The sequence below is a fragment of the Aestuariivita boseongensis genome (genome assembly GCF_001262635.1).
Classification (GTDB): Bacteria; Pseudomonadota; Alphaproteobacteria; order Rhodobacterales; family Rhodobacteraceae; genus Aestuariivita; species Aestuariivita boseongensis.
Genome location: NZ_JXYH01000012.1, coordinates 43,801 through 58,395 on the forward strand (window position 1 = coordinate 43,801; position 14,595 = coordinate 58,395).

Genomic DNA, 14,595 nt, shown 5'->3' on the forward strand with positions numbered 1-14,595 from the left:
CAATCCATCAGATTGTTTTCGATAGGCTAAATCCAGAATTCCACGCGCGATTTTGCTTTCGCGCCACACTCAACCTTCGGGCTGTGCCGTTGCGCGGCGCGTTGCCGCCACCGCACGCTCCAACAGACGCGCGCCTTCCCGTTCCAATGCCGGACTGCCGGGCGGAGCGTAAAGCGACAGGTTGACCAGCTGGTCATTGACCACGAACGCCGTGCGCCAGAACGTGTCACTCACCGCGTCAAGCCGTGCGGGCCCGCCGCGCAGGCGCACAAAGGCAAGCCCGTCCCCCTCAAGCGTGTTCACCAGTTCCGCGCCGGGAACCGCGGCCAGCGCGGCCGCATCCGGATCAGCCGTCCCCTCCGCCACTGACGTGGTCGAGGCCGTGATGATCGCCAGATCCTTGTCGTTGAAAAAGCCCTGAACACCCAGCGTATCGCACCGCCCAAGCAGAGCGAACCGGTCGCGCATGCTGCGCGGGTCGATGCAATATCCCTCTGGCGCGGCCAGTTGCACCTCACCTTGTGCCAGGCTGGCGCGGGTCACGGCTTTGGCCCCGCCCGCCCCGTTTGACTGGGGCAGGGGGATCTCGTCACACCCGGCCAGCGCGATCATGGCGCAGGCCGCGACAGCCCGAACCTTACAGGTCCATATACTCATGCTTCTCGGCCTTGCCGCCGGGATGGGTCACGGCACCCTTATAGGTGTCGCCCACCAGCTGTGCATATTTCCAGATCGCGCCCGAGGCATAGACGGTCTCGCGCGGGCCGCTCCAATTGGCGCGGCGCTCGGCCAGTTCCTCGTCCGACAGATCCACCGACAGTTCACCAGTGACCGCGTTGATCGTGATCATGTCGCCATCCTTCAGCAGCCCGATGGGCCCGCCCTTGGCCGCTTCCGGTCCAACATGGCCCACGCAGAAACCCCGCGTCGCGCCCGAGAACCGGCCATCGGTGATCAGCGCCACCTTCTTGCCCATGCCCTGACCGGACAGCGCCGCCGTGGTTGCCAGCATCTCGCGCATGCCCGGCCCGCCCGAGGGGCCTTCGTTGCGGATAACGATGACATCGCCTTCCTTGTATTCGCGTTTCTGGACCGCCTCGAAGGCGTCCTGCTCGCATTCGAACACGTTGGCGGGGCCGGTAAACACCTGATCCTCTGCCGAAATACCGGCCACTTTCACAATCGCCCCTTCCGGTGCCAGGTTGCCCTTCAGGCCCACAACGCCACCAGTCTTGGTGATCGGGTTCTCGATCGGATAGATCACCTTGCCGTCGGCTTCGCGCTCGATCAGGTCAAGCTCCTCGCCCATGGTCTTGCCGGATGCGGTCATGCAATCCTCGTGGATCAGACCGGCTTTGCGCAGCTCTTTCATGACGACAGGCACACCGCCTGCCTCATAAAGGTCCTTGGCCACATACTGACCGCCCGGCTTCAGATCGACGAAATAGGGCGTGTCGCGGAAGATCTCGCAGACATCGTCCAGGAAGAACTCGATCCCCGCTTCATGCGCAATCGCAGGCAGGTGGAGACCGGCATTGGTGGACCCGCCGGTGCAGGCCACCACGCGCGCGGCATTCTGCAGCGATTTCAGCGTCACCACGTCGCGGGCACGAATGTTTTTTTCGATCAGGTTCATGACCGCGCGGCCCGACGCCTCGCCATACTGGTCACGGCTTTCGTAAGGTGCAGGCGCGCCCGACGAGTTCATCAGCGCCAGGCCAATCGCCTCAGACACACAGGCCATGGTGTTGGCGGTGAACTGACCGCCGCAGGCCCCGGCGCTGGGGCAGGCCACACGTTCCAGCACATCCAGCGCCTTGTCGCTCAGCTGGTTGTTCTGGTGACGGCCCACCGCCTCGAACATGTCCTGAACAGTCAGGTCGCGGTTCGCGAAATCTTCGGGCATGTCCCCGATCTTGGGCGCCTTGCCCGGCAGGATCGACCCGCCATAGATGAAGACCGACGGCACGTTCAGCCGCACCATCGCCATCATCATCCCCGGCAGCGACTTGTCGCAACCCGCCAGTCCCACGATCGCGTCATAGCAGTGCCCGCGCATCGTCAGCTCGACCGTATCCGCAATCGCCTCGCGCGAGGGCAGCGACGACCGCATGCCTTCATGGCCCATCGCGATCCCGTCGGTCACGGTGATGGTGGTGAATTCCCGCGGCGTGCCGCTGGCTTCCTTCACGCCCATCTTCACCGCCTGCGCCTGACGGTTCAGCGCGATGTTGCACGGCGCGGCCTCGTTCCAGCAGGTGGCGACCCCGACCAGAGGCTGGTGGATCTCCTCCTCCGTCATGCCCATCGCATAGTAATACGACCGATGCGGCGCGCGCTCGGGCCCTTCGGTCACGTGACGGCTGGGCAGCTTGGATTTGTCGAATTTGCGCTTGAGCATGGAAACCTCCCCGGGAAAACGTTCTGCAAGAAGGCAATAGCGACGCGCCTATCCTCTCGCAAGTCAGAACGCTCACGCTTTGGCCTCGAGTGCCCCTGGCAAGGGGGTGCAAAACGCACAACACCCCTGTTTGAGAGTGTACAAAATAGACAATTTCGGGGCTATCGGTCCCATCTGGCCGACTGCCCAAGCGCGCAAACTGCAGCCCCAACCCGCGCGGATTGCCCCGAACCATGTGCGCCAAAGTCAGGTTTCGTGTGCACAACCGCTCCTTGCAATGTGCCTTCACAACGCTTTAGTTAGCCCTAACACCGCAATTTACGGGCATTTATTCCGACAGCATGGGCTGCCGGCCTGTCTTGGGCAGAACATGGAACGCACCCTTTTCTCTTTCATCTGGAAGTACTCCACCCGGCAGCAACTGGTCTTGTTGCTGGTGACGGTTCTGTCTTTCCCGTTCCTTTATGCCTCGCTGGAACTGCCCAAGATGATCATCAACGATGCCATCGGCGCAGAACGCGATAACATTGATTTATTTGGGTTTTCCGTCACGCAGGTGGAATATCTGCTGATCCTGTGTTTCGCATTTTTGGGCGCTGTTCTGGTCAGCGGCCTGATGAAAATGCGCATCAACACGATGAAAGGCGTGCTGGCTGAACGGCTGCTGCGGCGCTTCCGGTATCAGCTGCTCAGCCGGATGATGCGGTTTCCGAAATCCTATTTCCGCTCGACCAGCCAGGGCGAACTGGTCTCCATGGTCACGTCCGAGGCCGAGCCAATGGGCGGTCTGATGGGCGACGCGGTTGCGCAGCCGGTCTTCCAGGCGGGTCAGATGCTGACCATCCTGACCTTCCTCTTCTTGCAAAGCATCTGGTTCGGCCTAGCTGCTATCGCCTTGATTCCATTGCAAGCCTGGCTGATCCCAATGCTTCAGCGTCAGATCAACCAGCTGAACAAAAAGCGCATCGTGCAGGTGCGCCACCTGGCGTCCGAGATCGGAGAAACCGCCGCCGGAATCGGTGATCTGCGCGTAAATGGCGGCTGGCGGTATCGGTTGGCGGAATATTCTGCGCGTCTGGGGCGGCTGTTTGATATCCGCTTCCAGATCTACCAGAAGAAATTCTTCATGAAGTTTCTCAATAACTTCATCACCCAGCTGACACCGTTTTTCTTCTATTCCGTGGGTGGTTACCTCGCCATTCAAGGGGAAATCACGGTTGGCGCGCTAGTCGCGGCACTGGCGGCCTACAAGGATATCGCCAGCCCGTGGAAAGAACTGCTGATGTACTACAACCAGGTGCAGGACATGTCCCTGCGCTGGGAAATCGTGACCGAACGCTTCCAGCCCCGCGGCATGCTCGATGAGCGGCTTTTCGAAGGCGAACCGGACGAGATCCCCCACCTGCGCGGCAAGATCGAAATCAAGGATGTCACCATCCGCGATCAGGACGGCAACACCGTGCTTGAGGATATCACGCTGGACATTCCCGCCGGCGCCCGCGTGGCCATTCAAAGCACCAGCGCGAACGAACGCGCGGCCTTCGCCGATCTTCTGACGCGCGAGGTGATGCCCGTGCGTGGCAGCGTCACCATCGCAGGACATCCGCTGAACAGCCTGCACCAGCGGGTGCTGGCCTCCCGCATCGGCTATGCCCATTCGCGGCCCTATCTGTTTGACGGTACGCTGGGCGACAATCTGTTGATGCCGTTGCGGGTCAAGCCACATGGCGACAGCCAGCCGCTAACCGAGAAGCGCAACCTGGTCGAGGCGAAACGCTCAGGTAACAGCATCGATCTGGTGTCGGCGGAATGGGTCGATCCCGATCTGGCCGGACTGGAAAGCGAAGAGGATATCCGCAACTGGTGGTTCCAGCTGGTTCAGGCCATGGGCGTGGATAAAGCCATGGTCGCGCGGTCGCTGCGGTCGCGTTTTGACCCGGATAAACACCCCGAACTTGCGCGGAAGATCGTCGAACTGCGCGACGAGGTGCATCAGCGTCTTGTCGATGCGGGGCTTGATGACGTGATCCGCCGGTTCGATCCCGACAGCTTCAACCCCTCCGTCCCCCTGGGCGGCAACCTGCTTTACGCGTCGCCGCGTATGTCGATCTCTCAGGAAACGCTGGCCGGGGAGCGGCACTTTATCAACATGATCCACGAGATCGGCATGGCCCGGGATGCCCGCGACATAGCGCTGGGCGTCATGCAGACCCTGCGGCAGACCTTTGGTCAGGACGGCACGGACCATCCTCTGTTCCGCCGTCTGGGCATTGATGAAGAAACCTATATCCGCCTGTCCGAAATCGTGCAGAAGCTGGACAAGGAAGGGAACGACGCGCTGTCCGATGAGGAAGAGGCGCTTTTGCTGACAGTGCCCTTCCTGCTGACCGCCGAGCAGATCGGCCCCAGCTTCCCCGAAGAGTTCAAGGATCGTATTCTTGAAATCCGCAAAACCAAGGCGGAAGACCTCCGGGCCTTGGCAGGCGACCTGTTCGTCCCGATCGAAGAGACGGCGTATCTTCCGCGCCTCAGTGCGCTGGAAAATCTGCTGTTCGGACGCATCGCAATGACGGCCGGGTCTCGGGCAGAACAGATCGAAGAGATCGTCACGAAGATGATCGACGAACACGGTCTGCGCCGCGCAGTGGCCGAGCTCATTTATGATCTGCCATCCGGCCTTGGCGGGACGAACCTGCCCACCGTCATCCAGGAACGGGCGGCCTTCAGCCGCGCGTCGATCAAACGGCCCGATATTCTGGTTCTGGACAAGGCCTTGGCCAGCCATGACAGCAAAAGCCGCGCCGAAACCCGTGTGCGCTTGCGCGATCTGCTGCCTGAAACGACCATGGTTTTCATGGAAGACAGCTTTGCCAGCCCCGACAATTACGACCTTTATGTCGAGATCAAGGATGGCAGGATCGACGGCGTATCACGCGGCAACAAGGAGCTGGCGGATGGGCCGGGTGCCGCGGATCTGCGGCGCAAGCAGCGGCTGATTGCGCAGACCGATATGTTCGGTGGGCTGGATGCAAGAAACCAGCGTCTTCTGGCCTTCTCGGCACAGTGGTTCGAGGCCGAAAAAGGCCGCATCATCTTTCACGAGAACGACCGTGCCGACGCGATCTATCTTTGCGTCGAGGGCCATGCCGAAATGCATTGGCCGGAAAACGATCTTGGCGCCCGGCCCATCGCGTCCATCAATCCGGGCCGCGTCATCGGGGATCTGTCGATCATCCTGAACGAGCCCCGCCAGCTGCGCCTGATATCCGTGACCGATACCAAGTGGCTGCGGATCGGTGCCGAGGAATTCCGCGCCGTTCTTGACAACGATCCGGCCGTGGCGCGCAGCATGCTGAAAACCGTGGCCAGCCACCTGACTGGTGCGGCCGAGCTGCTGCGCCATGCCAAGCTGGATATTCCGGATGACGGGTCGAAAGCGCTGGAACAGACCGGGCGCGGGAAGCAGGAGAACTGACATGAACCTGCGCCGCGCCTATATCCCACACGAGATCCTGGTGGGCCCTGCCCGCGCACGTTCCGAACTGTGGCGCGTCTTTGCCGGATGTGGCGTGATCTTTGCCACCGCGATGCTGCTGAGTGCTCTGGCCAGCTTCGTGATGTGGTTTATCCTGCAGCCCCAAGGTCAGGAGATCGGCGACCCAACCATGGGGCAGACCCCGCTGTCGCTGCTGTTTCTGCTGGGTGGATTTGTTTTTCTGACGCTGGGCACTGCTGTTGCGGCCCGGCTGCTGCATGACCGGTCGCTTTTCAGCATTCTGGGCCCGCCCAGGGCGGTCATGCGGGATTTCCTGCGCGTCTTCCGAGGGCTGGTCGTGCTGGGCGTGGTTGTGTTTCTTCTGCCGCCCTACGACATTGGGGCCCAACTGACACCCAACCTGCCGTTTTTCAGCTGGCTTTTGTTGTTGCCGTTCTCTCTGCTCGTGTTGCTGATCCAGACCAGTGCCGAAGAGATCGTCTTTCGCGGATATCTGCAGCAGCAACTGGCGGCGCGCTTTTCCTCCCCCTTGGTGTGGGTCGCGGTGCCGTCGGCGCTGTTCGCCTTTGGGCACTATCTGCCGGCCGAAGCGGGCAATAACGCGATCTTCGTGGCCGCCTGGGCCGGGCTGTTCGGCGTTCTGATGGCGGATCTGACGGCCCGCGCCGGAAACCTGGGCCCTGCGATTGCCGTGCATTTCGCCAACAACCTGTCGGCCATCATTCTGGTGTCGCTTCCCGATCAGCTGAGCGGCCTGTCGCTTTACACGATCGACATTGAATTGTCGGATCCCGGTGCCTTGCAAACATGGTTGCCGATCGATTTCGGCATGATGATCCTGATGTGGCTGACGGCCCGGCTGGTCATTCGCCGTTGATTGCATTTCACTTTCAAGGGGCTTATTTCACGCCCAAGGCAATGCGCGAAAGGTGTGGGCTATGAACTGGATCACCAATTATGTCCGGCCACGGATCAACTCGATCTTTTCGCGCCGTGAGACTCCGGAAAACCTTTGGCAGAAATGCGATGACTGCGGCACCATGCTGTTTCACCGCGAACTGTCCGAAAACCTGAATGTCTGCACGAATTGCGGCCATCACATGGGCATCACGCCGCGCGAACGGTTCCTGGCGCTGTTTGACGGGGGTGTCTTTTCGCAGGTGACCGTTCCTGAACCCGTCTCTGACCCGCTCTCGTTCCGAGATCAGAAGAAATATCCCGACCGGATGAAGGCCGCCCAGAAAATGACCGGAGAGCCCGAGGCGATGCTGGTCGCCACAGGGGAAATCGGGCGCACGCCGATTGTGGCGGCGGCTCAGGATTTCTCGTTCATGGGCGGGTCCATGGGCATGTATGTGGGCAACGCCATCATCGCCGCCGCGGAAGAGGCGGTGCGCCTGAAACGCCCGCTGATCCTGTTTTCGGCGGCAGGCGGCGCGCGGATGCAGGAAGGCATCCTCAGCCTGATGCAGATGCCGCGCACGACAGTGGCCGTGCAGATGCTGAAAGAAGCCGATCTGCCCTACATCGTCGTGCTGACCCATCCGACGACGGGTGGGGTGACGGCGTCCTATGCGATGCTGGGCGATGTGCAGATTGCCGAACCCAACGCACTGATCTGCTTTGCCGGCCCCCGCGTGATTGAACAGACCATCCGCGAAAAGCTGCCCGAAGGGTTCCAGCGCGCCGAATATCTTCTGGATCACGGAATGCTGGATCGTGTGACGCCCCGCACCGAACTGCGGGACGAACTGATCACCATTACCCGAATGCTGCTGGGCATGCCGCCCGCGGTGAAGGGCGATCTGCCCAAACCCGACATGGCCGAACCCGCACCCGCCGAACCAGAGACTCCGGCCAAGGAATGACCGCGCCCACATCCGACGCCATCCTTGCACGGATGATGGCGCTGCATCCCAAGATCATCGACCTGACGCTGGATCGGGTCTGGCGCCTGCTTGAGGCTCTGGACAACCCGCAGGAGAAACTGCCGCCGGTCATCCACGTGGCGGGCACGAATGGCAAGGGATCGACGCTTGCCATGATCCGTGCAGGGCTGGAGGGTGCGGGAAAGACGTGTCACGTCTATACTTCGCCCCATCTGGCGCGGTTTCACGAGCGCATCCGCCTTGCGGGCCAGTTGATTTCGGAACCCGATCTCACGGCCGTGCTGGACGAGTGCTATGACGCCAATGGCGGGGAACCGATCACCTATTTCGAAATCACGACCGTCGCGGCGATTTTGGCCTTTTCGCGGATCCCTGCGGATTACACTCTTCTGGAAGTGGGTCTTGGCGGGCGTCTGGATGCAACCAATGTGATCGACCGACCCTTGCTGACCGCGATCACGCCCGTGTCGATGGATCACGAGGCCTTTCTGGGCGACACGCTCGCCAAGATCGCGGGCGAAAAGGCGGGGATCATCAAGCGCGGCGTGCCCTGCGTTGTGGGTCCCCAGGCCGATGAGGGGCTTGAGGTTATCGAGGCGCGTGCCGCAGCGCTGGGCGCGCCTGTTCTGGCCCATGGTCAGCACTGGCATGTGTCCGAGGAACGAGGCCGCCTGATCTTTCATGATGAAACCGGGTTGCTGGATTTGCCCCTTCCCAACCTGCGCGGGGCACATCAGATCCAGAACGCAGGCACGGCGCTTGCCGCGCTTCGCTGGATGCAAGCGGGTGAGGCGGCCTATGAGGCGGCGGTAACCAAGGCGGAATGGCCCGCGCGGATGCAGCGGCTGAAAACCGGCCCGCTGATCGATGCGGCACGGGAGGCCGAGCTGTGGCTGGATGGCGGCCACAACCCGGCGGCGGGTCAGGCGCTGGCCGATCTGCTGCAGAGCCTGCCGAAACGACCGACCCATCTGGTGGTGGGGATGCTCAACACCAAGGATATCACCGGGTACCTGTCCCCGCTGGCCCAGCTGTCGGACAGCCTGACCGGCGTTTCCATCCCCGGAGAGGCAAACACCATCCCCGGCGAGAAAACCGCGCAGATCGCGGCGGATCTGGGGATGAAAACCGCTGTTGCGGACACGGTTCTGGACGCGGTGCGTGCCATCGCATCAGAGGATTCACATGCGCGGATCCTGATTTGCGGGTCGCTCTACCTGGCCGGGTCAGTCTTGCGCGAAAACGGGTGACGCCGGGCCCAAGACTTTTGCAAAAGTCTTGGGCGTCATCGCCCCCAGTCTTCGGCCTGCATTTCGCGCAGGCGGCTGGCAGTGCGCTCGAATTCGAACGTGCCTTCGCCTTCGACATACAGCATCTCGGGTTCGGCCGCGGCGGAACAGATCAACCGCACCTTGGCCTCGTAAAGCGCGTCGATCAGGGTGACAAAACGCTTGGCCTCGTTGAAATTGCTGCGCGACAGACGCGGGATATCTTCCAGAACCAGAACCTTCACCGCCTCGGCAATCGCCAGGTAATCCCCTGGCCCCAAGGGCTTGCCGCACAGGTCGTAAAACGTCGCCCTTGCCACGCCATTTCGGAATGCGGGCAAAACCACCGCGCGCCCTTTGACAGGCAAGACCAGTTCGCTGGCGGGGCCTCCGGTCAGGTCTTTCCATACGTCTGCAATGGCCTTGCGGGCGTCTGGCCCGATGGGGGTGAAATAGACCGGGCTGCCTTCCAGCCGGTTCTGGCGGTAATCCGTTGGGCTGATCAGTTCGCGGACCACCATCCTGTCTTTGATCAGGTCGATGAACGGCAAAAAGATCTGACGGTTCAGCCCGTCCTTGTACAGATCATCCGGCACCCGGTTCGAGGTGGTCACCACGGTCACACCGGCAGCAAACAGCGCCTCGAACAGGCGCCCGACGATCATTGCATCGGTGATGTCGGTGATCTGCATTTCGTCAAAGGCCAGAAGGCGCACCGACTTTGCGACATCGGCGGCGACAGGCGCAATGGCGTCATCGACGCCGCGCTTGCGGGCCTCGTGCATGGCGGCGTGGATTTCCTGCATGAACGCGTGGAAATGGACGCGCCGCGCGGGCACGCCGTCCAGACTGTCGACAAACAGATCCATCAGCATCGACTTGCCGCGCCCGACGCCGCCCCACAGGTACAGCCCCTTGGGCGGCTCGGGCGCTTTACGGAAAAACCCGCGTTTCACCGGTTGGGCAAGCGCCGTCTGGATGCGGGCAAATTCCGGCAGCACGGCTTCCTGCGCCGGGTCCGGCTGCAAACTGCCCTCTGCGATGCGCCGGGCGTAAAGATCGGTGACAGATGCCATGCCTCAGCCCTAGCTGCGCGGCGCGGAATTGAAAAGATCCGCCAGTGGGTTCATACGGTTCCGCTGCCTATTGCGCCGCGCGCCAGCGATCCAGTACATAGCGCGAGGTCATCAGATCCAGATGCGCCCCGCCGCCGTTCTTAAAGACGGTGATCTCATCCGGCCCGCCGCGCCGGAAATCGGACAGCGCATAGAAATCGGCACGGATATCGTCACGAGTGATCACACCGGCCTGCAGCGGTTTTTCGATCTCTCCGATATGGCCGATGGTCGTGTCGAAACTGTCGACATAGATCCTGGCCCGCGTCATGGCGGTGTCATCGGTCTCGCGCATGTCGGGGCGGTAGGCGCCGATCAGGTTCAGGTGCTGACCGGGCCGCAGCCAGTCGCCCCTGATCAGCGGCTCTGACGACATGGTGGCCGTCAGGATGATATCGGCCGCACCCACGGCCTGTTCCAGATCCGCGGCAACCAGGGTTCCGGGATACTGGGCAGCCAGAGCCTCTGCCGAGGCGGCTGTTCTGTTCCACAAGGTGATCTGCGCGCCGGGGAAGCCTGCGGTGAAGGCCTCGATCAGCGATGCGCCCACCGTACCGGCACCGACGATCAGGATCTTCGACGCTCCTTCTGGCGCCAGCCGAAGCGCACCCAGAAGGCTGTCGCCCGCTGTCTTCCACTTGGTGATCAGGTGGAAGTCGATCAGCGCTTCCAGGGTGCCGTCGCCGTCCGAATAAAGACACACGCCGCCGTTCACGATGGGCAGGTTCTGCGCCGGGTTGCCGGGAAAGATGGTGGCGGTTTTCACGGCCATCCCCATCCCGTCGATCCATGCCGCGCGCGACAGAACCGTATCGTCACCACGATAGAGGAAGGTGTCGCCCACTTCCGCTTTGGGCAGGGCGTGCCCTGCCTCAAACGCTTTGGTCAGGTCGGTCCAGTCCATCAGCGCTTCGCCTTCCGCGAACGAAATCGAGGGGATCGTCATGCCGCTTCCTCCGCGCTCAGCAAACCAACGTCTACCAATTTGTCCGCCCAGCCTTGCGGGCCCTGAAACAGATGGGTTTGCCAGCCGCGCGCATTGGCTGCCGCGATATTGTCGGGCCGGTCATCGGTAAAGATCAGCCGTTCAGGCGCCACGCCGCAGTCGGCCTCCACCATCTCATAAATCCGGACATCCGGCTTGATCACACCCATATGGCCCGAGATATAGTCACGGTCGAACTGCCGCAGAAAGGGATAGAACCCGGCGGCATAGTCATAGCTCTGGATGCCGAAATTCGTCAGGCTGAAGACTGGCACGCCCCTGGCCTGCAGCGCGCCCATTAGGCGCACGGAATGATCAATCACCGGCGTGGCCAGTTCGATCCAGCGATCATGCCACATGCGGATTTCTTCGCGCCATGCGGGGTAGGCCTCGGCGGTGGCATAAATCGTTTCGGTGAAATGTTGCCCGGTATCGACCTTGTCATTCATGCCATGCAGATCAACCTCGGCAAACATAGCGCGACGACGATCTTCACCAATCACGGCGTCATAGAACCGTTCGGGCTGCCATTCGATCAGCACGTTTCCAATGTCGAAAATGACGGCTTCTGGCCTCATTGCTTACCCTTTCTTCGCGGCGCGCAACTCCCGCTCCAGCGCATCCAGAAAACGAGAGCGGTCCGCCTTTGTAAACCCGCGCCCGCCGCCGCCCGCACCCAGCGGGTTGGCCGCACGTAAATCGGCCATCAGATCGCGCATGGCAAGCTGCTGACCGATATTGGCCTGCGTGAACGCCTCCCCATTATGGCGCAGAACGCGGGCCCCTGCTTCGATGCATTTCGCGGCCAATGGGATATCACCTGTCACCACCACGTCGCCGGGTCCACAGTGTTCGGCGATCCATTTGTCGGCCTCGTCCGGGCCTTCTGCAACGATCACATGATCGACGAACGGGTTCTGCGAAGGGCGCAACCCGCCGTTTGAGACAACGAACATCTTGATCTCGTGCCGGGTGGCGACACGTTCGGCTTCGGCCTTGACGGGGCAGGCATCGGCATCAATGTAAAGGCTCGTCATAGGTCTGTCACAGTCTCCAAGCCAAAGCGATGTTCTCCGACCGCCAGAGAGGGCCCGCATCGCGGAACCGGGCCCCCTTGCGCGCGCCTTCCCTGAGATAAAAGTCGATGGCGCGTTGATTCTGGATGACTACGGCAAGGTGTGCCTGAGCGAAGCCTGCCGCGCGCAGTTTGTCGAACGCCGCGTGCAGCAGCCGCGCGCCAAGACCTTGCGACCGGAACGCGCGTACTACAAAAAGATGTTTGACCTCTCCCCCGCTGCCCAGCGCAGGGTCGGAAGAGGGGCCGTATTGGGTAAACCCGACAATCCCTTGCGCATCGGTGTCAGCGACCAAAACGCCAGCGCGGGGATCAGCCTCGGCTACAATTTTTGCAAGCGTGTCTTGCCAGTGCGCCGGCCCTCGTCGGGTTTCAATGACGTCCTGCAAAGCCTTTGGCGCGATCCCGGCATAGGTTTCCCGCCAGACCGCAACATGAAGATCGCCAATCGCCCGGGCATCGCTCAGGCTTGCCGGGCGCAGATGGGTTGTCTCAGGCATAAAGCGCGTCTGCATGGAACGCGATATGGTCTTCCATGAAGGTCGAGACGAAGAAATAGCTGTGGTCATAGCCCGGCTGCAGCCGCATCTGTGCCTGTTGCTTGCGGGCGGCGAAGGCCTCGGTGAAGGCATGGGTGTTCAGCAGATCGAAAAACTGATCGTTCGTCCCGGTATCGGTCAGGATCGGCCCGTCAAAGCCCACCTCGCGCATCAGCAGCGTCGCATCATGGCGCGACCATTTGCTTTCATCCGGCCCAAGGTATGCGCCCAGCTGCTTGCGGCCCCAATCGCTGGCCGTGGGGTTGCAGATCGGCGCAAAGGCCGAGACCGAGCGGAACCGCCCCGGCAGGCCCATCGCCAGGGTCAATGCGCCATGCCCGCCCATCGAATGGCCGGTGATCGCCTGACGCTCCATATCCACGGCGAAATGGTCCGAGATCAGGGCAGGCAGTTCCGCAGCCACGTAATCCCACATGTTGAAATGCGGTGCCCAGGGCTTCTGACTGGCATTCACATAGAACCCCGCGCCCTGGCCCAGGTCATAGGCGTCGTCATCCGCAACCTCTTCCCCGCGGGGGGAGGTATCGGGGAACACCACGGCAATGCCATGTTCCGCCGCCCATCCCTGCGCGCCGGCCTTCACCATCGCGTTCTCATGGGTGCAGGTCAGGCCCGACAGGTACCACAGGACCGGAACCGGCCCGTCGCGGGCCTCTTCCGGCAGGAACAGGCCGAAGGTCATATCGCACAGACAGGAAGAAGACGCGTGGGTATAGACGCCCTGCACGCCGCCAAAGGCTTTGTTTTCGGATTGGGTTTCCATGACGTTCTCTCCGCTGTTGATCGCGACAGGAATACCAGCGCGGGCAGAAACCGCAACGGGTCAGCCCAAGGGACCACTGACCAGTGCAATGGCGACCGATACCGTCACGATGGACAAGACGGTCGAGATAAAGATCGCCGCCGACGCACGATGGGGCGCGACGTTGTAATGCTGTGCCAGGATATAGACATTTCCCGCCACCGGCAGGGCGGCGGCAGAAACCACGACCGCAGCCGAAAACGGGTCGATCGGGAATAGGTAAAACACGCCAATCGCCACAAAGATCGGGTGGATCACTAGTTTGCACAGGCTCAGCCACAGGGCGATCTGCACCCGTTCCGCCGATTTGGACGCAAGCGAGGCCCCGATGGCGAAAAGTGCACCGGGCGTTGCGGCGGCGCCCAGAATGGCCAGGAACTCGTTCATCGGGCCTGGGATTGGGATGTCGAAGGCCGACCACAGCAGACCCAGCGAAATCGCTACGATCATCGGGTTTTTGACCAGGCCAAGACCAACTGTCTTCAGGATCCCAAGACTCATTCTGCCGTCGCGCGATCCGGTGATCAGAATGACGATCAGGGATGAGAACACGATCAGATCCACCGCCAGAACCAGCATCACGGGACCGATGGCCGCCTCGCCGAAGATCACCGCCAGCATGGGGATACCCAGGAAACCCACATTTCCGATGACGGCGCATTGCGCCTCGATCGCGGTGTGAGAGACATCCAGCTTGCGCAGAAAGGCCACGACGGTCGCGATCCCGTACACAAAGGCCGTTCCCCACAGGTACCCGGCGATCAGACGGCCGTTGAACACCTCGTCCAGCGACAGGTTCGCGGCAAAGCGGAACAGCATGGCCGATAGTGCAAAGTAGAAGACGAATTTCGTAAGATACGCCGTCGCCTCTTCGGAAAAAAAGCGTGTCCGCCCGGCCCAATATCCAAGGCCGATGATTGCAAAGAACGGAACAGTGCGAAGAAAAATCTCGACCATGGCAGACCGTTACGGTCTTGGGCCGGGCTGCGCAAGACGGTGAAGGG

Annotated in this window: 13 protein-coding genes; 4 read left to right on the forward strand and 9 right to left on the reverse strand. The window is 61.6% G+C overall.

Annotated elements, in window-relative coordinates:
• Nucleotides 1–69: 69 nt before the first annotated feature.
• Nucleotides 70–657: a hypothetical protein gene (locus TR61_RS06925; protein ID WP_157440840.1), complete on the reverse strand. Its 588-nt coding sequence runs from the start codon at nucleotides 655–657 to the stop codon at nucleotides 70–72.
• Entirely contained in the window at nucleotides 638–2,401 is a 1,764-nt protein-coding gene (ilvD, locus tag TR61_RS06930; RefSeq protein WP_050929196.1) for a dihydroxy-acid dehydratase, read from the reverse strand. The genes TR61_RS06925 and ilvD overlap by 20 nt, the downstream gene beginning before the upstream one ends.
• A 370-nt stretch (nucleotides 2,402–2,771) precedes the next feature.
• Between ilvD and TR61_RS06935 the strand changes: the two genes are divergently transcribed.
• From TR61_RS06935 to TR61_RS06950, 4 genes are all read left to right on the forward strand, one after another.
• Nucleotides 2,772–5,876 carry an ABC transporter transmembrane domain-containing protein gene (locus TR61_RS06935; protein ID WP_050929197.1) on the forward strand — a complete coding sequence of 1,035 codons (3,105 nt, stop codon included), beginning with the start codon at nucleotides 2,772–2,774 and terminating at the stop codon, nucleotides 5,874–5,876.
• 1 nt (nucleotide 5,877) lies between these two features.
• The gene (locus TR61_RS06940) at nucleotides 5,878–6,774 is read left to right on the forward strand and encodes a CPBP family intramembrane glutamic endopeptidase (protein ID WP_050929198.1); all 897 of its coding nucleotides are present in this window, start codon (nucleotides 5,878–5,880) and stop codon (nucleotides 6,772–6,774) included.
• 61 nt (nucleotides 6,775–6,835) lie between these two features.
• The gene (gene accD / locus TR61_RS06945; protein WP_050929199.1) at nucleotides 6,836–7,765 is read left to right on the forward strand and encodes an acetyl-CoA carboxylase, carboxyltransferase subunit beta; all 930 of its coding nucleotides are present in this window, start codon (nucleotides 6,836–6,838) and stop codon (nucleotides 7,763–7,765) included.
• Complete coding sequence (locus tag TR61_RS06950; protein ID WP_050929200.1) at nucleotides 7,762–9,036, forward strand: bifunctional folylpolyglutamate synthase/dihydrofolate synthase; 1,275 nt, start codon at nucleotides 7,762–7,764, stop codon at nucleotides 9,034–9,036. Before accD ends, TR61_RS06950 begins: the two co-directional genes overlap by 4 nt.
• A 35-nt stretch (nucleotides 9,037–9,071) precedes the next feature.
• Here the strand turns inward: TR61_RS06950 and zapE are convergent, their stop codons facing one another.
• From zapE to TR61_RS06985, 7 genes are all read right to left on the reverse strand, one after another.
• Nucleotides 9,072–10,130 (reverse strand): cell division protein ZapE, encoded by a 1,059-nt coding sequence (gene zapE, locus TR61_RS06955; protein ID WP_050929201.1) that lies wholly within the window; start codon nucleotides 10,128–10,130, stop codon nucleotides 9,072–9,074.
• A 67-nt stretch (nucleotides 10,131–10,197) separates the two neighbouring features.
• Entirely contained in the window at nucleotides 10,198–11,115 is a 918-nt protein-coding gene (locus tag TR61_RS06960; protein WP_050929202.1) for an ornithine cyclodeaminase family protein, read from the reverse strand.
• Nucleotides 11,112–11,732, reverse strand: a complete 621-nt coding sequence (locus TR61_RS06965; RefSeq protein WP_050929203.1) for an HAD family hydrolase — start codon at nucleotides 11,730–11,732, stop codon at nucleotides 11,112–11,114. The genes TR61_RS06960 and TR61_RS06965 overlap by 4 nt, the downstream gene beginning before the upstream one ends.
• A 3-nt stretch (nucleotides 11,733–11,735) precedes the next feature.
• Entirely contained in the window at nucleotides 11,736–12,191 is a 456-nt protein-coding gene (locus TR61_RS06970; protein WP_050929204.1) for a YaiI/YqxD family protein, read from the reverse strand.
• A 7-nt stretch (nucleotides 12,192–12,198) separates the two neighbouring features.
• On the reverse strand, nucleotides 12,199–12,729 hold the full coding sequence (locus TR61_RS06975; protein ID WP_050929205.1) for a GNAT family N-acetyltransferase: 531 nt from the start codon (nucleotides 12,727–12,729) through the stop codon (nucleotides 12,199–12,201).
• Nucleotides 12,722–13,552 carry an S-formylglutathione hydrolase gene (gene fghA / locus TR61_RS06980; RefSeq protein WP_050929206.1) on the reverse strand — a complete coding sequence of 277 codons (831 nt, stop codon included), beginning with the start codon at nucleotides 13,550–13,552 and terminating at the stop codon, nucleotides 12,722–12,724. The genes TR61_RS06975 and fghA overlap by 8 nt, the downstream gene beginning before the upstream one ends.
• Nucleotides 13,553–13,612: 60 nt before the next feature.
• Nucleotides 13,613–14,548 carry an AEC family transporter gene (locus TR61_RS06985; protein ID WP_050929207.1) on the reverse strand — a complete coding sequence of 312 codons (936 nt, stop codon included), beginning with the start codon at nucleotides 14,546–14,548 and terminating at the stop codon, nucleotides 13,613–13,615.
• Nucleotides 14,549–14,595: the final 47 nt, after the last annotated feature.